Source organism: Actinomadura sp. B10D3, assembly GCF_039871695.1.
Lineage (GTDB): Bacteria > Actinomycetota > Actinomycetes > Streptosporangiales > Streptosporangiaceae > Spirillospora > Spirillospora madurae.
The window spans coordinates 393878-419175 of record NZ_JBDPLY010000001.1; the positions used below are offsets into that span (position 1 = coordinate 393878).

The following is a 25298-nucleotide window of genomic DNA, read 5'->3' on the forward strand; positions in this document are numbered from 1 at the left end:
GTATGGATGAGTCTGGAAGAGGCCGCGCGGCAGCTGAAGATGGCGGGCCACGACGCGCAGGTGGCCTTCGACTGTGTGGGCCTGGGCGACCTCGAACGGGCACAGGAGCACGCCGTGACGCTCCGGGCGGCGGCCGACGCCGCCGAGGTGGCGCTCAGCCGCGCCCTGCAGGACATGAGCCCCGAACAGGCCCAGGCCGAAGGCGAACGGGCTCTCAAGGCCCTGGAAGACGCATGATCCTCCGGTAGCGCCCGGTGGCCGTCAGGCCACCGGGCGTTCCATGGCGGGGGCGTCCGGCCGGGCGCCCCTGACCGGTTCCGGGGCGAATCCCTTGGCCGTGGCGAAGACGACCAGGATCAGGGCGGACGGGACGATGAACGCCAGCCGCAGGCCGTGGTCGTCGCTGAGCGGGGCGATGGCGCCGACCACGGCGGCACCGAGGACGAACCCCACGTAGTTGAAGATGTTCACCCGGGCCACGGCGACGCCGAGGCCCGTCGGGTCGACCCGCCCGGCGGCGGAGAACGACACCGGGGCGATCACGCTGAGGCCGAGGCCGGCGAGCGCGAACGCGGCGATCGCGAAGGCCGCGTTGGGGGCCGCCACCACCCCGAACATGCCGACGATGCCGACCAGCCCGCCGATCCGGACCACCTGCACGGCGCCGGAGCGGCGCACGGCGAGGTCGGCGACCGCCCGGCTGATCACCATCGTGATCTGGTAGGCGACGTAACCGAGCGGCGCGACCCAGTCGCTCGCCGACAGCTCGTCGTCCAGGTACTTGGCGCCGTAGCTGGAGATCGCCGAGTCCGCGAGGTAGGCGACGGCCATCGCGGCGCCCACCACCAGGATCGGGCGCCACGGGACGCGGCGCCCGGCGGCCTTCAGCTCCGCGGCGGTCGGCCCGTCCCCCTCCTCGGCGCGGCGGTAGAGGCGCGGGCCGGTGGCGAGCGCGGCGGCGACCCCCACGGCGGCGGCGATCGCGAAGCCGGTGAACAGCGACAGGTCGAGCTTGTTGGTGAGGGACGCCCACAGGCCACCGAGGATCCCGGCGACGCTCCACACCGCGTAGAAGCCGGTGATCAGGCTGACGCCGTACCGGCGCTCGACCGCGATCGCCTGCGCGTTCATCGACGCGTCGACCGCCCCGACGAACAGGCCGAACGCGGCGACCGCGACGTAGAGCGCGACGTCGTTGTCGCCGGTGAGGCCGATGAGCGCGATCGTCACGGCGACGGCGGGCTGGGACACCCGCAGCACCGGGCCGCTGCCGAACCGCTGGAACAGGGCCCCGGACGCGACGCTGCCCACCCCGGCGATCAGCGGCACCATCAGCAGCACCAGCGACAGCGTGGCGTCGCTCAGGTGGTGCGCCTTCTGCATCTGCGGGACCTGCGTCACCAGGGAGGCGAAGCAGAGCCCCTGGACGGCGAACGCCGTGTAGGCGGCGAACCGCGCCTGGCGGTCCCGCGCGGTGGTGCCCTGGCTCATGCGGCCCCGACCTCTCCGACCTGCATAACGCGAGAAAGATTCGCGTCAGCGTAGAGAGGGGGGACGTGCCAGGTCAATGCCGGGGGCCTGGGGGTTGCCCCCGGAATGACAGGTCAATGGTCAGTCGATGAGGCGGTTGCGCATGCCGCGGACGGCGATCAGCCACATCAGCCCGGCGAACAGCACCAGCCCGGCCAGGTGCCCGAGGTCGGCCAGCGGGTGCAGCCCGAACACGGCGTCCCGCACCAGCTCCACGCAGTGGTAGAGCGGGTTGAAGTAGGAGACCTTCTGCGCCCACCCCGGCAGCGCCTCGATCGGGAAGAACGTCCCGGCGATCAGGAACAGCGGCGTCACCACACCGGTGATCACGTAGTCGAACGAGTTGATCGACGGCACCACCGAGGACGTCCACATGCCGAACAGCCCGAACCCGAGCGCGGTGAAGAACGTCACGATCGGCACCAGCAGCATCCCGGGCGAGGGGTCCAGGCCGAAGAACAACGCCACGACGATCGGCGTGCACGAGTACACCGCCGACTTCGCCGCGATCCACAGCGCCTCGGCCGTCACCAGCTCGTGGACGTCCACCGGCGCCGCCAGCATCCCGTCGTAGGTGTGCTGGAACACCCGCCTGATGTAGCCGTTGAACATGCCCGGGAACACCGAGGTGAACAGCGCGGCCGTCCCGACGACGCCCGTCGCGACGAAGTCGAGGTACCGGTAGTCGCCGATCACCGCGACCATCGAGCCGAACCCGTAGCCGAAGGCCAGCAGGAAGAACGTCGGCTCGACCATCGAAGCGAACGACTGCGACTTCCAGTACCGCTTGTAGAGGGCCAGCTCGTGCCGCCAGATCCCCCGCACCGGCGCCATCTCGAACCGCCGCAACCGCGGCGCCCGCTCAACGTCAACACTCATACGCGTTGCCTCCGTGGGGGGCGACCCCCGCGCCCCCCGGTTCGCTTCGCTCATTCGTTTCCTCCGTGGGGGGCGCCCCCCCACGCCCCCCGGGTTCGCTTCGCTCATTCGTTTCCTCTGTGGGGGGCGACCCCCCACGCCCCCCCGGTTCGCTTCGCTCATTCCACGCGCTCCCCGGTAAGCACAACGAACACGTCCTCAAGGTTGGCCGCGCGGCGGACGCCGTCCGGGCCCAGGTCGTCCTCCAGCGAGGGCGTGATGGTCTCCGCCTTCAGCACCGACACCGAGGGGCCGGTACGGCGCGTCGGCAGCCCCGCGGCCCTGGCGAGCCGCTCCACCTCCGTCAGCCGGTCCGGCGGCCCGTAGTGCTCGACGACCCGCTCGCCCGCGTACTCGGCGACCAGGTCCGACGGCGAGCCCCGCGCGATGACCCGGCCGTGCGACATCAGCGCGCACTCGTCCGCCAGGCGCTCGGCCTCCTCGATGTAGTGCGTCGACATCAGCACCGTGGTGCCGCCGGCGCGCAGCCCGTCGATCAGCCCCCACAGCTCCGCCCGCACCTGCGGGTCCAGGCCCACGGTCGGCTCGTCCAGCAGCACGAGCGCGGGACGGTGCACCAGCCCCCGGGCGATGAGCAGCCTGCGCCGCATGCCGCCGGACAGGTCGTCGACCTTGGTCAGCTGGCGATCGGTGAGGTGCGCGAGCGCCAGCGCGTCGTCGACCGCCTGGCGGCGCGCTCTGCGCGGCACCCGGTACAGGTGCGCGAACACCTCCAGGTTCTCCCGGGCGGTCAGCTCCTCGTCGAGGTTGTCCTGCTGCGGGACGACCCCCATCGCCGCCCGCGCGCGCTTGGACTCGCGCGGGATGCTGAAGCCGAGCACGTGGATGCTGCCCTCGGTGGCGATCGCCTGCGCGGTCAGCATCTTCATCGTCGTCGACTTGCCCGCGCCGTTCGGGCCCAGCAATCCCAGGCAGACGCCCGCCGGGACTTCGAGATCGAGCCCGTCGACGGCGGTGAAGTCGCCGAACCGCTTGACCACGCCGCGGAGACTGATCGCCGCTGTCTCGGCCCCCTCGCGGGCGTCGGCGAGCTGGGCACGTTGCAGGGTCATACACCTCACACTAAGGATGGGGCCGGACAAAACCCCACTGGTTTTCCTCCGGCCGGGTTCTGGTCGGAGGTTAACCTCTACCTGTGGACGTCCCCCATCGCCCGGCCGCCGAGAAGGTCACCCGCGTGCGCGATCTGCGCGCGTCCGACGCCGACCGGGAACGCGTCGTCGCCGTCCTGGGCGAGGCCCTCGCGGACGGGCGGCTCACCATGGAGGAGCACTCCGAGCGCACCTCCCGCGCGTACGCCGCCCGCACCCTGGGCGAGCTGACCGGCCTCACCGGCGACCTCAGCCCCGAGGAGGCGCAGCCGATCCTCGTCGACGACCGGCCGGTGTCGGTCGTCTTCGGCCGCACCCGCCGGGAGGGGCGCTGGGTCGTCCCGGTCAAGCTCCCGATCCTCGCCCTGTTCGGGACGGTCGAGCTCGACCTGCGCGAGGCCGTGCTGCAGCGCCGCCACATCGTGGTCGACTCGATGGTGCTCGGCGGCCGGATCCGGCTGCTCGTCCCCGAGGGCGTCCGCGTGGACGTCACCGGCCGGACCGTCCTCACCACCCGCGACCTGCGGGCCCGGCCCGCGGCGGAGGGGCCGACGATCGAGGTGGCCGGCACGATGATCTTCGGGTCGGTGCGGGCGCGGGCGCCGAGGCTCCCGCTGCGCACCCGCGTCCGCAAGCGCCTCACCCGGGGCCGGTAGCCCTACACCGCCGTGTCGAAGTTGATCGAACTGTAGGCGCGCAGCTTGCTCAGCTGGTGCTCGCTGTGGATCGTCCGGATCGTGCCGCTGCGGGACCGCATGACCAGCGAGTGCGTGACCGCCGTGCCCTTGCTGTAGCGGACGCCGTCGACCAGCTCGCCGTCGGTGATGCCCGTCGCGGCGAAGAACACGTCGTCGGACGTCACCAGGTCGTCGGTGGTCAGCACCGTGCCGAGCTCGTGCCCGGCGTCGGCGGCCTTCTGCCTCTCCTCGTCGTCCTGCGGCCACAGCCGGCCCTGGATCACCCCGCCGAGCGCCCTGATCGCGCACGCCGCGATGATGCCCTCCGGGGTGCCGCCGATGCCGAGCAGCAGGTCGACGCCCGTCCCCGGGCGGGACGCCATGATCGCGCCGGCCACGTCGCCGTCCATGATGAACTTGATCCGCGCCCCGGCCTCCCGGACCTCCTTGACGATGCCCTCGTGCCGCGGCCGGTCCAGGATGCAGACCGTCACGTCGTGCGGCGAGGAGCCCTTCGCGCGGGCGATCGCGCGGATGTTGTCGGCGATCGGGCGCTCGATGTCGACGGCGTCCGCCGCCTCCGGGCCGGTGACGAGCTTCTCCATGTAGAAGACCGCGGAGGGGTCGAACATCGACCCGCGCGGCGCCACCGACAGCACCGCGATCGCGTTGTTCATGCCGAGCGCGGTCAGCCGCGTCCCGTCCACCGGGTCGACCGCGACGTCGCACTCCGCGCCGGAGCCGTCCCCGACCTCCTCACCGTTGAACAGCATGGGCGCGTTGTCCTTCTCACCCTCGCCGATCACCACGACGCCCTGCATGGACACCGTGTTGATCAGCTGGCGCATGGCGTTCACGGCGGCGCCGTCGGCCCCGTTCTTGTCTCCCCGTCCGACCCAGCGGGCCGCGGCCATCGCGGCGGCCTCGGTCACGCGGACCAGTTCCATCGCCAGGTTGCGGTCCGGCGCCGCCGGCTCGGTCTCGAGCGGCGAGGTGACGGTGGTCTCTTCGGACATGCGAAGCAGCCCCTTCGGTCGGTGGTGCCACGGATTCTCCGTGGACCGGACGGCAGGCCACAAATTGGACCAGACCAGCCGGTCCGCGGGTCTTTCGGCACCGGTGGAACGCGGGTCGGACGTGCGCGGGCGGAGCCGGGTTTCGACGGTCGCGCGGACAAGGGATCGTTTCCCCCTGGGAGAGGGCGTAATCTCTGGCGTCATGAGCAGCGACATCGACGTCTCGTCCGGTGGGGCGGTACAGAACGGGGGCGCCCCGTCCGGTGAGGGCCCGGCCCGGACCTCCGACCGCGGCGCGGCCACGCGCGGCGCCCTGCTGGCCGCGGCGAGGGACGTCTTCTGCGAGTCGGGCTTCGCCCAGGCCGCGGTGACCGACATCGTCGCCAAGGCCGGCGCCAGCGTGGGGAGCCTCTACCACCACTTCAACGGCAAGGCCGACCTGTACCTGACGCTGTTCGACGAGTTCCAGATACGCCAGCAGGAGCGCACCCGCAAGGCGATCAACGCGCTCCGGGAGGCCGGCGAGACCGACCCCATGAGGCAGTTCATCGCGGGCGCGGGCGCCTATCTGGACGGATGCCTCGACGAGCGGGACGTCGCGCGGCTGTTCATCTCCGGCGACGGCCCGCCCGGGTTCGACCGCGTCAACCGGCAGCGGCTGAACAAGTGGGCCCGCCGCAACGCCGCCCTGTTCCACACCGCCGACGGCGGCGTCGACGAGGCCCTGGTCACGGTGCTGACCGGCGCGATGGCGGGCGCGGTGTCGGAGATCGCGCTGCTGGACGACGAGCAGGCCGCCCGCCGGCTCGCCGACGAGATCATGGCCATCGTCGGCACGATCAGGAACCCCGGTAGGGAGCTGCGCTGACCGTGGGGGATCCTGGAGGGGTGACCGAGCAGGACGCGACACGCGAGCAGGAGGCGCCGCCCCAGGGCGACGCGGCGCCGGACCAGGGCGCCCCGGCGGGACGTCCCGTGGTGCAGGTCAGCCCCGGCGTGCACAAGCGGCTGACCACGGGCCTCAGCGGCTTCGCCATGGCCATGGGGGCGTGCCTGCTGCTGGTGCTGGCGATCTACGTCATCACGCCGCGCAGCAACGAGGAGGTCCTGCCGACCGTCGACTACGGCTCGCAGCTGTGGGCGATGCGCAACGAGGCGCCCTTCACCGTGTACTCGCCGGAGAACCTCGGCCCGCGGTGGCGTCCCACCAGCTCGCGGGTGTCCGGGCTCGACTCCGGCGGACGGAAGCCCGTCGCGTGGCACCTCGGCTTCGTCACGCCCAGCGACGAGTACGCGGCGCTGGAGCAGAGCAACGAGAAGGCGTCCGAGTACGTCCCGCGCATGACCAACAGCAGCACGCCGACCGGCACGCGGCAGGTCAACGGCGTCACGTGGAGCACGTACTACCGCAAGGACAAGAAGGCGAACTCGCTCGCCCGGACCCTTCCGGACGGGGTCAGCCTCGTCGTGACGGGCACCGCGTCCTACGAGGAGCTGGCGGTCCTGGCCGCCTCCCTGCGGCCGCAGCAGAAGGACGCGAAGCTCACCCCGTCCGCGACGGCCACGCCCCGCTCCTGAACGGAAGACGACTAGAAGGGTGCGGCGGCGTCGCCGTTCTCGGGCCGGTCGAGGGCCGCGGCCAGCCGCGCGCGGGCTCCCTCCAGCCACTCCTCGCAGATCGCGGCGAGCCGCTCGCCGCGCTCCCACAGGTTCAGGGACTCCTCCAGCGTGAGCCCGCCCGCCTCCAGCCGCTTGACGACCTCGGCCAGCTCGTCCCGCGCCTGCTCGTACGACGGCTTCTCCGCCGTCTCCTTGTCGTCCGCCACCCGCCCCACCCTACGACCCCGCGCGCTCGGACACGGTCACGCCGAGGCGGCCCTCCGCCAGCCGGACGGTGAGGCTCTCCCCGTCCTTGACCGCGGCCGACTCCCGCACCACCGACCCGTCGTCCCGCTGGACGATCGCGTACCCGCGCTCCAGCGTCGCGGCGGGGGAGAGGGCGAGCAGCCGGGCGCGGGTGTGCGACAGCTCGTCCCCGGCCCGGTCCAGCGCCGCGGACAGGCACCGGCGCGCCCGGTCGCGCAGCGCCGTGACCTGCTCGGACTGCCGCTCGATCTCCCGGATCGGGTCGGCCAGCGCGGGCCGCGACCGCACCGACCGCAGCCACGCCACCTCCCGCTCCACCGCGCCGGACAGGCACCGCCGGCCGCGGTCGCGCAGCTGCCGGACGAGCTGGAGCTGCTCCCGCACGTCCGGGACGGTCTTCTTCGCCGCGTCGGTCGGGGTGGACGCGCGCACGTCCGCGACCAGGTCCAGGAGCGGGCTGTCCTGCTCGTGCCCGATCGCGCTGACCACCGGGGTGCGGGCCACGGAGACCGCCCGGACCAGCGCCTCGTCGGAGAACGGCAGCAGGTCTTCCATCGCGCCCCCGCCGCGCGCGATGATGATCACATCGATCTCGGGATCGGCGTCCAGCGTGCGGAGCGCCTCCATGACCTCGCCGACCGCGTACGAACCCTGCACCGCGGTGTTCTCCACCCGGAACGCCACCGCCGGCCACCGCCGCCGCGCGTTCTGCAGGACGTCGTGCTCGGCGTCGGAGTCGCGCCCGCAGATCAGCCCGATCTTCCCGGGCAGGAACGGCAGCGGGCGCTTGCGCTCGGGCCGGAACAGCCCCTCGGCGGCGAGCACCCGCTTGAGCCGCTCCAGGCGGGCGAGCAGCTCGCCGACGCCGACCGGCCGGATCTCCAGGGCGCTGAGCGAGAACGTCCCCCGGTTGATCCAGAAGTCGGGCTTGGCGTGCACCACGACCCGGGCCCCGTCGGTCACCGCGGGACCGGCGGCCTCGAACACCGCGCGCGGGCCGACCACCCGCACCGACATGTTCGCGACCGGGTCGCGGAGCGTCAGGTAGACCGTCCCGCCCCGGGCGTTGAGGTCGGTGATCTGGCCCTCGACCCAGATGCGGCCGAGCTTCCCGATCCACCCGCTCACCGCCTGCAGGACGGTGCGCACCGGAACCGGGGACTCGGCCGTGGTCTCCATCGCCATGCGGGCAGCCTACGGTGCGGACCTGTGCGCGTGGACGAGCGCCGCGCGATCATGAGTAGGCCGGAATCCGGATCGGCCGACCGACACGAGGAGAGACCGTGACCGCCTCCGAACGCGAGCTCGCCGAGCAGCTCAACCGGCGCCTGCGCCATGTCGTGCTGATGCTCCGGCGGGTCAGCGCCGACCAGCCGATCACCAGCCAGCAGCTGTCGGTGCTGAGCTCGCTGGAGCACGGCCCGCGCCGGATGACCGAGCTGGCCGACGAGCACGGCGTCCGGCTGCCGACCATGACGGCCCAGATCAACCGGCTCGAACGCGACGGGCTCGTCACGCGCGGCCGGGACTCCGCCGACGCCCGCGTCGTCACCGCCGGGCTCACCGAGGCGGGACGCGACCGGCTCGCCGCCGGGCGGGAGCAGCGCATCGGTTTCCTCGCCGAGCGGTTCGCGGACCTGACCAAGGAGGAGCGCGCCGCGGTCGCCGCCGCGCTGCCCGCCCTCGACAAGCTCCTCGGCGCGCCCTGACCGGCCGCCGGGGCGGTCGCCCGGGCGGCGCGGACGCGGGCATGGAAAAGCCCCGGCGGCGGTCGCCGGGGCTTTTCTCGGTGGCTCAGGTGTTCCCGTTGAGCTTGGCTATGCGGCGCTCGTACATGCGGATGACGTCCTCACGTCCCGCGTGCTTGCTCTCGTACTCGCGCAGGAGCTTCACCTGGTCGACGGTGAGGCCGCGGAGCCGGGCGCGCAGCTGCGGCAGCGAGGCGCTGTCGTAGTCGGGGACCGGCAGGTCGGCGGCGAGGTGCTCGGCCTCGGCGGGCGCGGCGGGCCTGGTCTCCGGCCTCGGCTCGAACGCCGCCTTGTCCGCCTTGCTCTCCTCCGCCTTGGTCTCCTCGGCCTTGGTCTCCTCGGCCTTCGGCTCGGCGGGCTTTGACTCCGCGGGCTTTGACTCGGCGGGCTTTGACTCCGCGGGCTTCGGGTCGGCGGGCTTCGGGCTCGGTGCGGGCTCGGCCTGCGGCGCGGGCTCCGGCTTCGGCTCGGACGGCACCGGCTTCGGCGCGGGCCGCGCGACGGGGCCGGACTCCTCCGCCGTCCGGGCGTGGTGCCTGCCGAGGGCGCCGGGCTTCGCCGGCTTCGGCGGCTTCGACGGGCCGGGACGAGCGTGCTTCGGCGTGTGCGCGGTGGACGCGCCGGGCTTGCCGACCGAGATCTCCTCGGCGGCCGGCCGGGCCGCGGCCGGCCCGCTCCCGCGGGCGGGCTCCGCCTTCGCGCCGGGCTCGGGCTCCTCGCCGCGGACGCGCTCGACGACCTTTCCGACGACCTTCTCGGCGGTGGTCTGCACGTCCTCGCGCAGCCGCCCGATCACCGGCTTGACGCCGCCGCCCTCGGTGATCTCCTTGTAGTCCCGGGTCACCCGGTCACTGAGCAGCAGTGCCCGGCCGACGCCGAACATGGCCAGCCGGACGGCGTGCAGCGGGAGGTCCCGGACCTGCTCGCCCACCGTGTCGCGGACCTGCTCCCTGAGGCGGCGCGGCGATTTCGTCATCGGACTTTCCTCTTCCTGCCTCGTCTCGTCGAAACTCACTCTGCCCCATGGGTGCGAGGACGGTCACCCCGGGTTAGTGGATTTCTGTCCAAAAGGGCCGTGGAGTGGGTCACAGCGTGGCCACTCGTACGATAGAGCCATGACCGCCAACAGCCAGCGCCGTGTCCTGCTCGCCAAACCGCGTGGTTACTGCGCGGGCGTCGACCGGGCCGTGGAGACGGTCGAGATCGCCCTGGAGAAGTACGGGGCGCCGATCTACGTCCGCAAGCAGATCGTCCACAACGTGCACGTCGTCAAGACGCTGGAGGAGCGGGGTGCGATCTTCGTCGACGAGACCGAGGAGGTCCCCGCGGGCTCCATCGTCGTGTTCTCCGCGCACGGCGTCGCGCCCGTCGTCCACGAGGAGGCCCGGGGGCTCGACCTGCGCACCATCGACGCCACCTGCCCGCTGGTGACCAAGGTCCACAAGGAGGCCGTCCGTTTCGCCGCGCAGGACTACGACATCCTGCTGATCGGCCACGAGGGTCACGAGGAGGTCATCGGCACCACCGGCGAGGCCCCCGACCACATTCACCTCGTCGACGGCCCGGACGACGTCGCCAACGTGAAGGTCCGCGATCCGGAGAAGGTGGCGTGGCTGTCGCAGACCACGCTGTCGGTCGACGAGACCATCGCCACGGTCGAGAAGCTCCGCGAGCGGTTCCCCAAGCTGATGGACCCGCCGTCCGACGACATCTGCTACGCCACCCAGAACCGGCAGGTCGCCGTGAAGGAGATGGCGGCGCAGGCGCAGCTCGTCATCGTGGTCGGGTCGACGAACTCCTCGAACTCGGTCCGGCTGGTCGAGGTCGCCAAGGAGCACGGGGCCGACGACGCCCACCTCGTCGACTACGCCGAGCACATCGACCCCGCCTGGCTGGAGGGCGTCACGACCGTCGGCGTCACGAGCGGCGCGTCCGTCCCGGACGAGCTGGTCCAGGAGGTGCTGGCCTGGCTGGCCGACCGCGGCTTCGGTGAGGCGGAGGAGGTCGAGTCCGTGCCGGAGAGCATGCGCTTCTCCCTTCCGAAGGAGCTCCGCAAGGACCTGCGCATCACGCCCGTCTGATCGTCCGTCCGATCGCCGGGGAGCCGCCGCACGCTCAGTCCACGTCGCCGTGGTGCGTGCGGCGGCGCTCCTGTGTCGTGGTGGGGGACTCGTCCCAGCGGACGGGGTTCTCGTTCTCCTCCTTCTCGAAGAGGCGGACCCCGATCAGCTTGTCCTGCAGCTCCCTGACGTTCGTCATGAGGCCGCGGGCCAGGCAGATCACCACCACCAGGACCGTCCCGAAGAACAGCCACGGCGCGGTCGCCGCCAGCGCGGTGAGCAGGCCGACCGTCATGCCGCGCAGCAGCGAGCCGTTGCCGAGCGTGGTGGTGAACACCACCGTGACGGTGGCGGCGAAGAACACCAGCGGCGGGCTGACGACGAGTGTGAGGAGGTCGGCGGGGCGGGTGGCGAACGCGGCGAGCGCGCAGCCGATCGCGAACCCGGCGCCGGCGAGCAGCCCGACGCCGAGCCACCTCGACAGCAGCCCGCAGACCACGCCGGCGCCGAACATGACCACGATCCCGCCGCGTCCCGTCAGCGTGATCGGGCCGGCCGACCGCGACCGGGACGAGACACCGCGCTGCCGACTCACTGGACCCCCTGGGGCCGGCGAGGCGCCCCCGGGCGCGTCGCGTACCGTCGATGAAGTCATCGCCACCTCTTTCGCCGATCGTCTGGCTCAGGGATGGCCCGCCCGCCGAAACCTACCGGTTCCGCGGCCGGGTCTGGCTGGGACCCTTCCTCCTCAGGGAGACGGCCGCCGCTGCCGAAGGGTTCGCCGTACGCGGTCAGCTCGGCCGCGGAGAGCGCGCGGGGGCTCTCTTCGACGGGGTCCGGGCCGTCCAGCCCGTCGTCGACGACGCCCAGCTCGTTCAGCTTGCGCGCGCTGACGAGCACGCGCGTCTCCAGGGAACCGACCGTCCGGTTGTAGGACTTGATGGCACCGGTCAGCGCGCGACCCAGCTCGTCGACGTGCTGCCCCATCGTGCCCAGCCGCTCGTACAGCTCCTTGCCCAGGTCGAAGACGGCCCGGGCGTTGCGCGACAGGGCGGCCTGCTGCCACGCGTAGGACGCCGTCCGCAGCATCGTGATGAGCGTGGTCGGCGTGGCGATGTGCACGCGGCGGCGCATCGCGTACTCCAGCAGCCCGGGGTCGCGGTCGAGCGCCGGCGCGAGGAACGCCTCGCCGGGGATGAACAGGACGACGAACTCGGGCGCCGGGCTGAACGCCTGCCAGTACGACTTGGCCGCCAGGCGGTCGACGTGGTCGCGCAGATGCCGCGCGTGCGCGTCCAGGCGCACCGGGTCGCCGCTCTCCGCGGCCTGGAGGTACGCGGCCAGCGAGACCTTCGAGTCGACCACGATGCTCTTGCCGCCCACCAGCCGCACCACCATGTCGGGACGGACCGTCCCGTCGACCGTGGCGGACGTGGCCTGCTCGTCGAAGTCGCAGTGGTGCGCCATCCCGGCCAGCTCCACGACGCGGCGCAGCTGCAGCTCGCCCCAGCGTCCCCTCGCCTCGGGGCGTTGCAGCGCGCGGACGAGCGACTGCGTCTCGCGGCGCAGCTGGTCGGAGCTCTGCCGGACGAAGTCGACCTGCTTTGCGAGCATCGCGTGCGACTCGCGGCGGCCCGTCTCCACCTCGCGGAGCTGCTCCTCGACCTTGGCGAGCGTCTCCTTGAGCGGCGCGACGAGATGTTCGACCGCCTGCTGCCGCCGCTGGAGCTCGCCGGCCGCCTCGGCCCCGGCCGCCTTGAGCCGCGCGTCCGCCAGCTCCAGGAACCGCTGGTTGCTGGCGTCGAGCGCCTTCGCGGACAGGTTCTCGAAGTGCTCGGCCATCCGCTCCTCGGCGTAGGCGAGCTTCTCCTCGGCCGCCCGCGCCCGCGCGATCAGCGCGCCCTGCCGGCTCGTCGCGAGCGCGTATCCGGCGACGGCGCCGAAGACGGCGCCGACGAGGAGTCCGGCGAACAGCGCGAGGTCCATCCGTTCATCGTGACAGCGCGGCGCCGATCGGCGACCGCGACGCGCCGGGCCGCCCCGCGTCCCGGGCATTTGGCCCACTGTTCACCAACGGGAGGCCCACCGGAGGTTCCGGGCAGCCCGAGGGGTGCGCCGGCGCCCATAAACTTGACGGCCGTGAGCCTCTCCATCGGAATCGTCGGGCTGCCCAACGTCGGCAAGTCCACGCTGTTCAACGCGCTGACCAAGAACGACGCGCTGGCCGCCAACTACCCGTTCGCGACCATCGAGCCCAACGTCGGCGTGGTCGGCGTGCCCGACCCGCGGCTGGCCGTGCTGGCGGACGTCTTCGGCTCCCAGAAGATCATCCCGGCGACGATGGAGTTCGTCGACATCGCCGGGATCGTCAAGGGAGCGTCCGAGGGGCAGGGGCTCGGCAACAAGTTCCTCGCCAACATCCGGGAGACCAACGCGATCTGCCAGGTCATCCGGGCGTTCGAGGACGCGGACGTCACGCACGTCGACGGCGACGTGGCCCCGTCCCGCGACATCGAGACGATCAACACCGAGCTGATCCTCGCCGACCTCCAGACGATCGAGAGGGCGCTGCCGCGCCTCGACAAGGAGGCGCGCACCAAGAAGGACAAGGAGAAGCTCGCCGTCGTCGACGCCGTCAACGCCGCGCAGAAGCTCCTGGACGACGGCGTCACCCTGTTCGCGGGCGCGGAGAAGGCCGGGATCGACCTGGCGCTCCTGCACGAGCTGCACCTGCTCACCGCCAAGCCGTTCCTCTACGTCTTCAACCTCGACGAGAGCGAGCTGACCGACGAGGCTCTGCGCGCGCGCCTGCGCGACCTGGTCGCGCCCGCCGAGGCGATCTTCCTGGACGCCAAGATCGAGGCGGAGCTGATCGAGCTGCCCGACGACGAGGCCCTCGAACTGCTCCAGGGCATGGGGCAGGACGAGCCGGGCCTGTCGCAGCTCGTCCGGATCGGCTTCGGCACCCTCGGCCTGCAGACCTACCTGACGGCCGGGCCGAAGGAGGCGCGGGCCTGGACGATCCGCAAGGGCGCCACCGCGCCGGAGGCCGCGGGCGTCATCCACACCGACTTCCAGCGCGGCTTCATCAAGGCCGAGATCGTCTCGTTCGACGACCTGACGGCCGCCGGGTCCATGGCCGCCGCCCGCACCGCCGGCAAGGTCCGCATGGAGGGCAAGGACTACGTCATGCAGGACGGCGACGTCGTGGAGTTCCGCTTCAACGTCTGACGCGGACCGCCCGCCTCGGGCGTGACCGGTGTGATTTCGGCGACAGCGGAGGCCCGCGAGACGCGCGTGGCCGCTGAGCTGGGCGTTTTGTTGTGGTATGTCGCGATTACGCCACTTTGCCGGAGTATTTCGGGAACAGATTGCGGTCGCCGTCGCCAGTCGGTAACCAAGCAACTTCCGAGTCGCCGCGCTTGTCCGGTACGTCGACCTGCGCCCTGTTCGGAGCCTTGGATAGGGGATCGTCACCGTTTGGCAATCTTCCCCGTTCCTGCTGAGGTGGATTGCATTATCCACAACCGCGTGCCGGGGCTGTGCTTGGCTGGGATGCGCTGGAACAATTGACGCCCGTGGTTACCCTGGGCCCGAGGTGGGTTCAGAAAGGACCACCGGACGATGACCAGGTACACATGACCGCGCCGACCGGGGGCGAGGCGCGAGCGGAGGCAGGATGGCTCGCAGGTCGGCCGTGGGACGCGGCCGTGACACCGCCGTAGTCGACGAGACGGCGGCGCCCGGCCGGGCGCTCGCGTCGTCCGCCGACCCGTGGGACCTGCCGGAGCGGGGACGGTCCGGCGGCAGGGGCGGCGGCACGCGAGGCGGCCGCTGGGGCGGCTCCGGCGGGCGCTGGTGGGTCTGGGTCGGGCGCGCCGTGCTCTGGGCGCTCATCCTCGTCATCCTCGTCAACGGCGTCCGCGCCCCGTTCGAGCGCTTCACCGCCGGCGAGGCCTCCGGCGGAGCGCCCGCCGCGTCCAAGCCCCCGAAGAACGCGGGATTCCCGTCCAGCGCCGCGGGCGCGTTCGCGCTGCAGTTCGCGAACGTCTATCTCAACTTCGACCAGAAGAGCGCCCCCGCCCGCGAGGCGCAAATGCGGACCTTCCTGCCCGACGGCGCCGACGCCCAATTCGGCTGGAACGGCGTCGGGAAGATGCAGGTTCAGTCCGTCCAGGTCGCCGGAGTGGACGCCCGCGACGCCAACAACGCGACCGTGACGCTGCTCGCCCGGACGGCCGACAGATGGCTCCGCCTCGCCGTTCCCGTGTACGCCGACAAGAGCGGCTCACTGGTCGTGTCCGCACGCCCCGCCCTGCTTCCCCCGCCCAGCAAGGCGCAGCTTCCCCAGGACGGGGTCCAGGACCGCGACACCGCCCTCGAAACCGAGCTCCAGCCCTTCCTCGGCACCTTCTTCCAGGAGTACGCCCGGGGGAACCAGGAGGCCCTGTCCCGCTTCTCCAACGGGACGACGATCGCGGGCCTCGCCAACTCCGTCACCTTCGTGCAGGTCAAGGAGGTCGTCGCGCCCAAGGGACCGGGCGGCGAGCGGACCGTCACCGCGACCGTGGTGTGGCAGCCGGCCGGAGGAGGCGGCGGCGAACTGGAGCAGTCCTACCAGGTCGCCATGGTCAAGAAGGGCACCACCTGGCTCGTCCAGGACATTCGCGGCACCACGGAACCAGACGCGTCATGAGAGGCCGCGATTTGAACACCAACACCCCCAGCGAGTCCGCCGACCTAGGAAGGTAGTCAGTCGATGCTGCACCACATCATGGCGTCGATTCCGCACGAACTTCTGGCGGCGCCCGACGACGAACTGAAAACCGACCAGCTCGCCGACTGGCTGCGCCAGATATTCGGCCCGCTGTTCCTCGTGATCGTCTCCATTGTGGCGATCTTCTTCCTGTTCACCCGAGAAATAACGCGTTTCGTCCAATTCATCGTGCTGGCGATAGGAATCGGGGTGGTCTTCTACGTGCCGAACATCATCGAGACCACGGCCAAGGCGATAGCCAAGGCCCTCGGCGTGGACGTCTCCTGATCTCGCCCGGAGGTCGGCAGGCGGCACGGCGCTCGCGCAGTTAGGGGAGTAGGGGCGTGGATCTACCCACGTACACGAACATCTGGCGCATCGAGAAGCGGCTCTACAAGCTGTACGACCTGCGGCTGCCCATGCCGCTGCCGCTGGTCCAGATCGGCGTGTTCCTCGGCGTGTTCGTGCCCTGGATCGTGCTGCTCAGAGTGGTCGGGATCCCCTTCGAGTCACCCTGGCACGTCCTGTACATCGTCCCGCCGGGCGTGCTGACGTGGATGGCGACGCGCCCCGTCATCGAGGGCAAGCGGCTCACCGAACTGCTGCTCTCCCAGAGCCGCTACCTCTCCGAACCCCGCACGTGGTGCCGCCTCACCCCGATCCGCGAACCACGCGAGGTCGTCATCGTGGCCCGCGTGTGGCGCCGTGCCGAGGCCCCCGCCCCGGCCGCCGCGATGGAACGTGCCGCGATCAAGTCCCGGCGCCGGCGCGCCCGGGACCCCGAGCCCGTCCCCATCGCCCCGCCCGCGGTGCCGCGCCCCGCGGCCGCCGCCGCGCCCCCGTCCCTGGTCGAGTACGCCGCGCAGCGCGAACCGGCCGTCCCCCCCAAGGCCTGGCGCCGCACCACCCGCGAGATCTCCCACGAGGACGACGTCCTCCCCGTCGCCGCCGAGATCGAGCACCCGCCGGCGACACCGCGGCTGGAGGCGCCCCCGCCGGCGGCCCCCGGCTCCGGCAAGCGCGCCTTCGCCTCCGGCGTCCGCCGCCCGGGAGCGCCCGCCGAGGTCTGGCGGGCGGAGGCACCCCCCGACACCCGCCCCGACATCCCCGCCCCGCAGCCCGCCCCGGACGCGGCCCCTGCCGGGGAGGCGTTCAACGGCGAGCCGGGAGACAAGAAGGTCGCGGGCCACAGGGCCCCCCACGGCGACACCCCGTCCACCCCGCGCCCGCCGGCGACCCGCCCCGACATCCCCATGGTCCCCGGCGCCTTCGGCGCCCACCCCCAGCAGGAGCCGGCGGAGCAGGCACCGCACCCCGCAAGCGACCCCGTGCCTCCACAGGAGCATCCTGTCCACGCGAGCCAAGGCGAGCCGCAGCCCGCCCGCCCAGGCGCCGAGCAGCCCCACGCGCCTGCGCCTCCCACGCAGCCCGAAGAGCAGCGTGTGCGTGCGCAGGAGCAGCCTGTGCAGCCGCAGGGTCAGCCTGTGCAGCCGCAGGGTCAGCCGCCTGTGCCGGGTGCTGGGACGGTGTGGCCGCCCAGGCAGCCGCAGGAGCAGCCTGCACGTCCGGACGCCGAGGAGACTCGCCCGTCCGTTCCTCCCGCGCGGCCCGAGCGTCCTGAAGAGCAGACCGTCCATGCGCAGGAGGGCGCCGCGCCCGAGGAGCAGGTCGCTCGTGCTCAGGAGCAGCAGGGGGTTCTGCGGGAGCCTCCACGGCCCTGGTCGAAGGGGCTTTCCAAGCCGTTGCGGCCGGCGGTCACCGACAACCTCATGTGGCCGCCGGTTCCCGAGGCGGGGGCTCCGGCCGCGCAGGGGACGCCGGTCCGACAACCTCCGCCGCCGCCGGCGGAGGAGGCGGCGCCACCGCGCGAGGTGCGGTCCCAGCCCGCTTCGCCCGTCCGGCCGCGGCCGTTGCCGCCGCCTCCGGCGCCGCCGCCGTCCGGGCCCGCCATCACGCCGCCGGGGCCCGAGCACGAGGTCACCAGCGGCGGGCTGCGGCGGCTCATCCACGCGGTCGGCGGCGGGCACGGCGAGATCGACGCCGAGTACCAGCAGCGGATCCAGCAGCCGTTCCACGGGACGCGGCACGTCGTGGTGCTCGGGTGCACCGGGGGCGCGGGGCAGACCGTCACGGCGCTGATGCTCGGGCACACGTTCGCCCAGCACAACGGCGAGCCCGTCGTGGCGATCGACGTGAACCCGGGGCCCGGGGCGCTGGCGCGGCGGACGCGCAGCGACACCAACGAGACGCTGACGGGGCTCATCACGCGCGCCGACCAGGTCAGCAGCCTCACGGCGATGCGGCGGTACACCTCGCAGGCCAAGTCGGGGCTCGATGTGATCGCGGCGGGGAAGAACCCGCTGCAGGCGCTGGACGACCGCGACTACGCGCTGGCGATCCGCACGCTCGACCGGTTCTACTCGGTGACGATGCTGGACGCGGCGGCGGCCGTGGTCGCGCGCGTCCTGCCGTACGCGGACCAGATCGTGCTGGTCGCGCCGGCCAGCGCCGACGCGCCGCGCGCGGTCGCGATGACGTTCGAGTGGCTGGACGGCCACGGGTACGAGGAGCTGCGCTCGCGCGCCGTGACCGTCATCAACGGGGTGAGCCGCCGCAGCATGGACGACGTCGAGCAGGCCGAGGCCGTGGCGCGGGGGCGTTGCCGGGCGCTGGTGCGCATCCCGTGGGATGATCACCTGAGCATGGACCGCGCGCCGCGCAACGAGCTGAAGTCGTTGCGCACGCCGACGCGGCGTGCCTATCTTGCCCTCGCCGGCGTCGTGGCCGGCGGCTTCACCGTCATGCCCGAGCGTTACCAGGAGCTTCAGCAGGAGCAGGAGGCCACCCGATGAGCGCCCCTCGCGGGCACCTAGCGGAGAGCGCGGCGAGCCGGGCATTCCTGGCGGACACGCCTGACGTTCATGACCGTCCGGATGGCCAACACTCTCCCGGACAACCCTGCGCGGCCCTCCGCGCGCCGGGAGAATCAGGGGCCGGAAGGAGGGCGGCATGAGCAAGTCGAGCCGGTTGGCCGTGCGGTACTTCGACGACCGCGTGCTGCTCACCGACAACGCCGCCTGGGCGTACTTCCGGCTGCCCACCGTGTCGTACGAGTTCACGACGGGCGAGGAGCGCGAGGCGCTCGCCACCAACATCACCATCGCGCTCGCCGGCATCCGGATGCAGGACGCCGAGGTGCACCTGCGGATCGCGCACCGGACGTACCCGGCGGCCGAGTGGGCGCTGGCCCTGGACCGGACGTCCGACGGCGGCCCCGGGTGGCGGGAGTACCTGGAGGAGACCTACGCGCACGTGTGGGCCAAGGACTTCTGGACCAAGGAGGTCTACCTCGGGGTGAGGCTCGGCCAGCGCGGCATGGGCGCCCACCTGTCGGGCGGTGTCCTGTCGCAGCTGATGGGGTTCTACAAGAAGAGCGAGAACGTCCTCGGCGTGCACGACGACGCGATCGACAAGAAGGAGATCGGGCGCTGGACGGACCAGGCCGAGCGGATCGGGCGCGCGCTCGGCGGGTCCGCGCTGTACGCGCGGCACGCCACGTCCACCGAGGTGGCGTGGCTGTTCCAGCACGCGGTGACGGGGTCACTCGCCGATCCGCCGCCGTCCGCGGTCCCGCGCAGGACGTGGGGCAAGGGCGAGATCGAGTCGCTGGTGGAGGGCGCCATCCACAACGGGCGCTCGTACCTGCGGGTCGAGCAGCCGAACTTCACGGGTGCGGGGGGCGGCGCCACGGCCACGTCCTATGTCGCCTACCTGTCGTTCGCCCGGTTCCCCGACATGATGCCGTTCCCGGACGGGGAGCCCTGGCTCCACTACTCGGACGCGCTCCCGTTCCCCGTGGAGATCAGCGCGCGGATGAAGCTGATCCCGCCGGCGAAGGCGTCCAAGGACGTCTCGCGCAAGCTGGCGCACGCCCGCGACATGGACCAGCACATCCGGGAGGCCGGCGCGGAGGCGCCGATCGCGCTGGCGGAGCAGATCGACGCGGCCCGGATGCTGGAGCACGGCATCACCAAGGAGCGGCTGCCGTTCGTGTACGGGTGGCACCGGCTGATCGTGTCCGCTCCGACGGAGGACCTGCTCGCGCAGCGGGTGGACGCGGTCGTCGAGCACTACCGCGACATCGGCATCGACGTCGTCAACTCGACCGGCGACCAGTTCTCGCTGTTCCTGGAGTCGCTGCCCGGCGACCAGATCCGGCTGAACGCGTACGCGCAGCGCCAGCCGCTCCGGACGATCGCGGGTGGCATGCCGATCGCGACCGTCGACCTCGGGGACCGTCCGGACGAGGAGGCCGCGGGGTGGATCGGCCCGTACATCGGCGAGACGCTCGGCCGGGCCCGGTCCATCGTGCACTTCGACCCGCTGGTCGCGGCGGCCCGGAACCGCCCGACCGCCGTGGCGATCACCGGTGAGCCCGGCGGCGGCAAGACCACGCTCGCGCTGCTGCTGATCTACCAGATGGCGCTGCGCGGGGTCACCGTCGCGGCGATCGACCCCAAGGGCGACGCCGAGTCCCTGGTGGAGCTGCTGAAGGCGCGGGGCCGCAAGGCGCGGATCCTGCCGCTCGGGTCGGCGGCGCCCGGCCTGCTCGACCCGTTCTCGTTCGGCGACGACCTCGCCACGATGAAGACGATGGCGACCGAGACGCTGCGGCTGCTGCTGCCGCGGATGTCGGAGGAGCGCGAGTCCGCGATGATCCAGGCGGTCGGTGCGGTCGCCAACGGGGAGCGGCCGTCGCTCGGGCGCGTCGTCGACCATCTGGAGGCGGCGGACGACCCCGCGTCCAAGAACCTCGGCGCGGTGCTGCGCTCCATGTCGGAGATGCGGCTCGCGCGGCTGTGCTTCGACCCGTCCGGCGGCGAGCGCATCGACACCGCCGGCTGGACGACGGTCTTCACGCTCGGCGGGCTCACCCTGCCGGACGTCACCATCTCGCGGGAGGACTACTCCTACGAGCAGCGCCTGTCGGTGGCGCTGATGTACCTGGTGTCGCAGTTCGCGCGGCGCCTCATGCACGGCCTCGACCGGCGGCTCCCGAAGGCCATCTTCCTGGACGAGGCGTGGGCGATCACCGCGACGCCCGAGGGTGCGAAGCTGGTGCCGGAGGTGTCCCGCATGGGCCGCTCCCGCAACACCGCGCTGATCCTGGTCTCCCAGAACGCGGGCGACCTGCTGAACGAACAGGTGACGAACTGCCTGTCGTCGGTGTTCTCGTTCCGCTCCACCGAGCGGGTCGAGGTCGGCAACGTCATGTCGCTCCTCGGGGTGGAGGCGTCCGACGAGCACAGGGCCGTGCTGCGCAACCTCGGCAACGGCGAATGCATCTTCCGTGACCTCGACGGCCGTGCCGGGCGCATCGGCGTCGACCTGATCTCCGAGGAACTGCAGCGTTGGCTGGACACCAACCCGACCCGGTGCCGTCCGGGCACGTCCGAACTGACCGCAGCGGGGGCCGAGGTCGAGGAGGTCGGCCGATGAGGGGTACCCGCGACCGGATGGCGGGCCTGCAGCGCTCGCCCGGCGAAGGGCTCGACCCCGCCGTCTGTGCCGCCGGCCGGCGGGACCGCGCGAACCGCCGCGTCCGCCGCCGGCCGAGGACCCGCCGCTCGGTGCTGCTGCTGGTCTTCATGGCGCTGTTCATGACGGGGCCGCTGTCGCCCGCGTCCGCGTCGATCCCGCATCCGGGCCTCCCGACGCCGAACGACGCGTGCCGTCCGGCGGACAACCCGCCGCCCGAGCAGTACGGCTCCGGGACGGACGGCATGATCAAGCCGCCCGACTACCCGGACGAGAAGCTGCAGAAGTCCAAGGCGGAGCAGCTGACCTACTACGACCGGTACGGCATGGCGGGCCAGAGCTGGTACGCGGTCGACATGGGCTGCTCGGACGCCATGTCGCTGATGGGCAACGCGCTCGCCAACACCACGTTCACCGTCGTCCGGGCGATCGACCGGACCACGATCAGCGTCTACCAGGCCGCCGCGTCGGAGTCCCTGCTGGGCTGGCTGAAGGACACCGTCGACGGTGTCATCACCAACATGGGCAAGACGTTCAACGCGCGCTACTGGTCGTGGGTGGTCATCCTCGGCGCGATGTGGCTCGCCTGGTGGGGTCTCGTCCGCAAGCGGGCCAGCAAGGTCACCGAGGGCGTGGTCTGGATGGTCGCCGCGATGGTCGGGCTGGTCTGGCTGATCGCACGGCCCGCGGACTTCACCACCCTCGGGACGAAGGTGTCCGAGGCGACGAGCGCCGCCTTCAACGCGGCACTGCCCCATAGCGACACCAAGGGCGGGACGTGTATTCCCGTCCCGAACGGCAGACCCGATCCTGCGGTGTCGCAGAAGCTCGACTCGACGACCTCCAACGCGAACGCGCTGTGGGTGGCGCTGGTCTGCAAGCCGTGGCTGCAGGGCGAGTTCGGCACCACCGACCCCAACGCGAAGGTCGTCAAGGAGAACGCCGACAAGCTGCTGTGGTCGCAGGCGGTCGACCTTCCGGAGACGTACGGCCAGAACGAGGTCGACCTGGGGAAGAAGGCCGACGCCTACAAGGACGTCACCAAGAACATCAAGGACAACCATCCCGAGACGTATTCGCTGTTCCAGGGCAAGAACTGGCAGAACAGGCTGGCGGTGGCGTTCGGCGCGCTCTTCGCGGCACTGGTCGCGGGATTGTTGATCATGGTCATCGCGACCGCGCTGATCGTCGTGAAGATCGCGTTCCTGCTGCTGCTCGTCGCGGGTCCGATCTTCCTCGGGATCGGGATACATCCCGGCATCGGGCGGGTCATCGCCGTCCGATGGCTCGAACTCCTGCTGTCCATGCTGCTGAAACAGGCCGCGCTGATCGGCGTGCTCTCGCTGCTGCTGTGGGCGTACAGCCTGATCCTCGGCGAGACGCTGCCGTGGGGCCTGCAGATCCTGCTCATCGCGCTGGTGACCTTCGCGGCGTTCGTGTACCGCAAGCCGTTCCAGCACCTGTTCTCCGCCGTCGGCTACTCGGCGGTCGGGTCGCGGGACAAGAGCGAGGCGGAGCTCAACAAGTCGGTCGCGCAGGCGCGCAAGAACACGATCGCCGCGATCCCGGGCGCGAACGCGTACCAGATGCTCCGCAGGGCCGAGAAGGACGCGGTCCCCATCGCCGCCGGGACGCAGGGCGGCGTGGGCACCGCGGCCGCGGCCGACCGGCTCGCCAACGGGGCGGGCGAGGACCAGTCGCCGGAGGACGCGCCGGTGCTGGCCGCACGGCCCCGGGGCGGCGCCGCGGCGGCGCAGCAGAGACGGTCCCGGCGGGGTGCCCCGCCCCTCAACCTGCCGTCCCGGGCGGGCGTCTCCGGCGACCGCCGGTCCGACGGCACGGCGGCGGCCACCCGCCCCGGCGGCGTCACGGTCGCGAAGGGCGGCGACGCGGGCGGTGAGCCCGGCGGAGGCGGCACCGGCTCCGGCAAGGGAACCGTCCGCCCGACCTCTTGGGCCGGACGCGGCGGAAACGGCGGCGGTGTCACCGGCGGAGGCGGCGGTGGCGGAGGCGGCGGAAACGGCGGCTCCGGCGGCGGAGGCGGTGGCGGCGGCTGGTTCACCGGCGGCGGGCGCTCCTCCGGCTCCTCCGGCGGCCGCGGCTCCGCGGGCGGCGGCGCCAACGGCGGCTCTGGCGGTTCCGGTGGCGGCGGTGGCGGTAATGGCGGCGGCTCCGGCGGTGGCGGGTCCGCGGCGAACGTCCCCCGGCAGCGCGGCCTGTTCGGAGGCTCCGGGAATTCCGGAGGCGCGCCGTCGCGCCCCGAGCCGGCCGCCCGGCGCACGCCCCCGCCGCTGTGGGGCCGCAGCGGCTCGCAGGAGGGCCCGCCGATCCCGTTCTGGCTGCGCCCGGTCGAGCGTCCGTCCGGTGAGCCCGAACGGGACGAGTGATGAACCTGACCGACCGCCGGCGCAAGCTCCTCTTCGCGGGACTCGTCGTCGTGCTCGCCGCCGTGGGCGTCTACCTGACGGTCGCGGCGCCCGAGCCCGACGACGAGCCGCGGGCCCGCCCGTCCGCGACGGCCGGCCCGACGGGCCCGGCCTCGCCCCCGCCCGGCATCCAGAACGCCGTCAACCCCGCCGACTTCGACATCTACCGGCTGCTGCCGTTCTCCCGGCAGGAGTTCGCCACGGCCGCCGAGATGGCGCAGCGGTTCGTCGCCGCCTACGGGACGTACCGCTACGACGAGACCCCCGAGACCTTCCTGAGCCGCCTGTCCGGCCTGGCCACCGAAGACCTGGAGGAGCGGCTCGCGCAGGGCGCGGCCACGCCCGGGATCCTGGAGGAGCGCCGCCGCGAGCAGCTCGTCGCGCGGGGGTCGGCGTCGCTCGACCAGGTCCGCAACATCGAGGACAACTCGCTCATCTTCCTCGTGACGGGCACGCAGCAGGTCACCAAGAGCGGCAAGACGTCCACCGACAAGGAGCAGTACGCGGTGACGGTGGCGCGCGACGGCGGCTCCCTCAAGGTGTACGCCTTCGCGCCCGCCGACGCCGGCCAGGCGGGTGACACCGGATGAACCCCCGCCGGATGCTGCTCGTCGGCGGCCTCGGTGTCGCCGTGGCGATGTTCGTCGCGCTGGTGTCCGTCCCGATCCTGTTCTCCGGAAGCCAGTTCCTCTTCGGAGGTGGGCTCGACGGCAACTGCGTGGATACCGCGAACGCGGGCGCGCAGCCCGCGGCGGCGAACGACGCGAAGGCCGTCCCCTCGAACTACCTCTCCCTCTACCACGGCGCCGGAAAGAAGTACGGCATCCCGTGGAACGTGCTGGCAGGCATCGGCAAGGTCGAGACCGACCACGGCAGGTCGAGGCTCCCGGGCGTCAGCAGCGGGGAGAACTACGCGGGCGCGGGCGGCCCCATGCAGTTCCTCGCCGGGACGTTCAAGGAGTTCGGGGTCGACGGCGACAAGGACGGCAAGAAGGACCGCTACGACCCCGCGGACGCGATCCCGTCCGCCGCCGCCTACCTCAAGCACAACGGCGCCCCGCAGCGCATGAAGACCGCGATCTTCCAGTACAACCACTCGTGGGACTACGTGGACCTCGTCCTCGACTGGGCGAAGCGGTACGTCGGCGGCGACTTCAAGGTCGTCCAGGCGAACGGCATCAACTGCGAGGACAACGACCTTCCGGCGAACGTCGGCGGGATCGTCCAGCAGATCATCAAGTTCGCGATGGCGCAGCGGGGGAAGCCGTACGTGTTCGGCGCGAACGGGCCGGACGCGTGGGACTGCTCCAGCCTCATCCAGGCCGCGTACCGGCAGGTCGGGCTGAGCATCCCGCGCACGACGTTCCAGCAGTGGCCGTTCGGCGTGAAGGTCGGCAAGGGCAAGGAGCAGCCCGGCGACCTGGTGTTCTTCAACTCAGGTCCGGGCACGTCGGCGAACAACCCCGGCCACGTCGGCATGGTCATCGGGAACGGCAAGATGATCGTGGCGAGCTGCTCGACGTGCGTGCCGGCGATCGGCGTGAAGTCCTACAAGCGGTCGGACTGGGTCGGGGTGACCCGCCCGCTGGCGCGGCCCGACTTCAAGAAGAAGGTCTCCGAGCTGGCCGTGCGGCAGCCCGGCGGCTGACCG

Annotated in this window: 23 protein-coding genes; 14 read left to right on the plus strand and 9 right to left on the minus strand. The window is 72.0% G+C overall.

Annotation, left to right across the window (positions count from 1 at the left end):
- The first annotated feature begins 6 nt into the window (after window positions 1-6).
- Window positions 7-237, plus strand: coding sequence for a hypothetical protein (locus ABGB11_RS01640; RefSeq protein WP_021595371.1), 231 nt, complete (start codon window positions 7-9; stop codon window positions 235-237).
- A gap of 24 nt (window positions 238-261) precedes the next feature.
- On the opposite strand, the gene ABGB11_RS01645 is transcribed toward ABGB11_RS01640, so the two are convergent.
- The 3 genes from ABGB11_RS01645 to ABGB11_RS01655 all read right to left on the minus strand — a co-directional run bounded on the left by ABGB11_RS01645 (window position 262) and on the right by ABGB11_RS01655 (window position 3521).
- Window positions 262-1491, minus strand: coding sequence for an MFS transporter (locus tag ABGB11_RS01645; RefSeq protein WP_347627985.1), 1230 nt, complete (start codon window positions 1489-1491; stop codon window positions 262-264).
- Window positions 1492-1611: 120 nt separating this feature from the next.
- On the minus strand, window positions 1612-2409 hold the full coding sequence (locus ABGB11_RS01650) for an ABC transporter permease (RefSeq protein ID WP_347627987.1): 798 nt from the start codon (window positions 2407-2409) through the stop codon (window positions 1612-1614).
- A gap of 158 nt (window positions 2410-2567) precedes the next feature.
- Entirely contained in the window at window positions 2568-3521 is a 954-nt protein-coding gene (locus ABGB11_RS01655) for an ABC transporter ATP-binding protein (RefSeq protein ID WP_347627989.1), read from the minus strand.
- Between the two features lie 83 nt (window positions 3522-3604).
- On the opposite strand from ABGB11_RS01655, the gene ABGB11_RS01660 reads away from it, so the two are divergent.
- Window positions 3605-4216, plus strand: coding sequence for a DUF1707 domain-containing protein (locus ABGB11_RS01660; RefSeq protein WP_347627991.1), 612 nt, complete (start codon window positions 3605-3607; stop codon window positions 4214-4216).
- Window positions 4217-4218: 2 nt separating this feature from the next.
- Here the strand turns inward: ABGB11_RS01660 and glpX are convergent, their stop codons facing one another.
- Window positions 4219-5253 (minus strand): class II fructose-bisphosphatase, encoded by a 1035-nt coding sequence (gene glpX, locus ABGB11_RS01665; RefSeq protein ID WP_347627993.1) that lies wholly within the window; start codon window positions 5251-5253, stop codon window positions 4219-4221.
- Between the two features lie 202 nt (window positions 5254-5455).
- Here glpX and ABGB11_RS01670 point away from each other — a divergent pair, with 202 nt between their 5' ends.
- Both ABGB11_RS01670 and ABGB11_RS01675 read left to right on the plus strand, forming a co-directional pair.
- Window positions 5456-6121: a TetR/AcrR family transcriptional regulator gene (locus ABGB11_RS01670; RefSeq protein ID WP_347627995.1), complete on the plus strand. Its 666-nt coding sequence runs from the start codon at window positions 5456-5458 to the stop codon at window positions 6119-6121.
- Between the two features lie 20 nt (window positions 6122-6141).
- Window positions 6142-6831 carry a DUF4245 domain-containing protein gene (locus ABGB11_RS01675; protein WP_347627997.1) on the plus strand — a complete coding sequence of 230 codons (690 nt, stop codon included), beginning with the start codon at window positions 6142-6144 and terminating at the stop codon, window positions 6829-6831.
- Window positions 6832-6842: 11 nt separating this feature from the next.
- On the opposite strand, the gene ABGB11_RS01680 is transcribed toward ABGB11_RS01675, so the two are convergent.
- Window positions 6843-7079 carry an exodeoxyribonuclease VII small subunit gene (locus ABGB11_RS01680; RefSeq protein WP_347627999.1) on the minus strand — a complete coding sequence of 79 codons (237 nt, stop codon included), beginning with the start codon at window positions 7077-7079 and terminating at the stop codon, window positions 6843-6845.
- 10 nt (window positions 7080-7089) lie between these two features.
- On the minus strand, window positions 7090-8304 hold the full coding sequence (gene xseA / locus ABGB11_RS01685) for an exodeoxyribonuclease VII large subunit (RefSeq protein WP_347628001.1): 1215 nt from the start codon (window positions 8302-8304) through the stop codon (window positions 7090-7092).
- A 98-nt stretch (window positions 8305-8402) separates the two neighbouring features.
- Here xseA and ABGB11_RS01690 point away from each other — a divergent pair, with 98 nt between their 5' ends.
- Window positions 8403-8828, plus strand: coding sequence for a MarR family transcriptional regulator (locus ABGB11_RS01690; protein ID WP_347628003.1), 426 nt, complete (start codon window positions 8403-8405; stop codon window positions 8826-8828).
- A gap of 85 nt (window positions 8829-8913) precedes the next feature.
- On the opposite strand, the gene ABGB11_RS01695 is transcribed toward ABGB11_RS01690, so the two are convergent.
- Window positions 8914-9843 carry a hypothetical protein gene (locus ABGB11_RS01695; protein ID WP_347628005.1) on the minus strand — a complete coding sequence of 310 codons (930 nt, stop codon included), beginning with the start codon at window positions 9841-9843 and terminating at the stop codon, window positions 8914-8916.
- 139 nt (window positions 9844-9982) lie between these two features.
- On the opposite strand from ABGB11_RS01695, the gene ABGB11_RS01700 reads away from it, so the two are divergent.
- Window positions 9983-10948 carry a 4-hydroxy-3-methylbut-2-enyl diphosphate reductase gene (locus ABGB11_RS01700; protein WP_347628007.1) on the plus strand — a complete coding sequence of 322 codons (966 nt, stop codon included), beginning with the start codon at window positions 9983-9985 and terminating at the stop codon, window positions 10946-10948.
- 34 nt (window positions 10949-10982) lie between these two features.
- Here ABGB11_RS01700 and ABGB11_RS01705 read toward each other — a convergent pair whose 3' ends face one another.
- Both ABGB11_RS01705 and ABGB11_RS01710 read right to left on the minus strand, forming a co-directional pair.
- A complete protein-coding gene (locus ABGB11_RS01705; protein WP_347628009.1) occupies window positions 10983-11522 on the minus strand; it encodes a DUF6542 domain-containing protein in 540 nt (179 codons plus the stop codon).
- Between the two features lie 56 nt (window positions 11523-11578).
- Complete coding sequence (locus ABGB11_RS01710) at window positions 11579-12913, minus strand: DNA recombination protein RmuC (RefSeq protein WP_347628011.1); 1335 nt, start codon at window positions 12911-12913, stop codon at window positions 11579-11581.
- A 153-nt stretch (window positions 12914-13066) separates the two neighbouring features.
- Between ABGB11_RS01710 and ychF the strand changes: the two genes are divergently transcribed.
- From ychF to ABGB11_RS01750, 8 genes are all read left to right on the plus strand, one after another.
- Window positions 13067-14158, plus strand: coding sequence for a redox-regulated ATPase YchF (gene ychF / locus ABGB11_RS01715; protein WP_347628013.1), 1092 nt, complete (start codon window positions 13067-13069; stop codon window positions 14156-14158).
- 448 nt (window positions 14159-14606) lie between these two features.
- Window positions 14607-15623, plus strand: coding sequence for a conjugal transfer protein (locus ABGB11_RS01720; RefSeq protein ID WP_347628015.1), 1017 nt, complete (start codon window positions 14607-14609; stop codon window positions 15621-15623).
- A gap of 78 nt (window positions 15624-15701) precedes the next feature.
- A complete protein-coding gene (locus ABGB11_RS01725) occupies window positions 15702-15971 on the plus strand; it encodes a hypothetical protein (RefSeq protein ID WP_081842922.1) in 270 nt (89 codons plus the stop codon).
- 56 nt (window positions 15972-16027) lie between these two features.
- Complete coding sequence (locus ABGB11_RS01730; protein ID WP_347628017.1) at window positions 16028-18535, plus strand: TcpE family conjugal transfer membrane protein; 2508 nt, start codon at window positions 16028-16030, stop codon at window positions 18533-18535.
- Between the two features lie 157 nt (window positions 18536-18692).
- Window positions 18693-21182, plus strand: coding sequence for an ATP-binding protein (locus tag ABGB11_RS01735; RefSeq protein WP_347628018.1), 2490 nt, complete (start codon window positions 18693-18695; stop codon window positions 21180-21182).
- On the plus strand, window positions 21179-23608 hold the full coding sequence (locus tag ABGB11_RS01740) for a type IV secretion system protein (protein WP_347628020.1): 2430 nt from the start codon (window positions 21179-21181) through the stop codon (window positions 23606-23608). The genes ABGB11_RS01735 and ABGB11_RS01740 overlap by 4 nt, the downstream gene beginning before the upstream one ends.
- On the plus strand, window positions 23608-24237 hold the full coding sequence (locus ABGB11_RS01745) for a hypothetical protein (RefSeq protein WP_347628022.1): 630 nt from the start codon (window positions 23608-23610) through the stop codon (window positions 24235-24237). Before ABGB11_RS01740 ends, ABGB11_RS01745 begins: the two co-directional genes overlap by 1 nt.
- Complete coding sequence (locus ABGB11_RS01750; RefSeq protein WP_347628024.1) at window positions 24234-25295, plus strand: NlpC/P60 family protein; 1062 nt, start codon at window positions 24234-24236, stop codon at window positions 25293-25295. Before ABGB11_RS01745 ends, ABGB11_RS01750 begins: the two co-directional genes overlap by 4 nt.
- The last annotated feature ends 3 nt before the right edge of the window (window positions 25296-25298 follow it).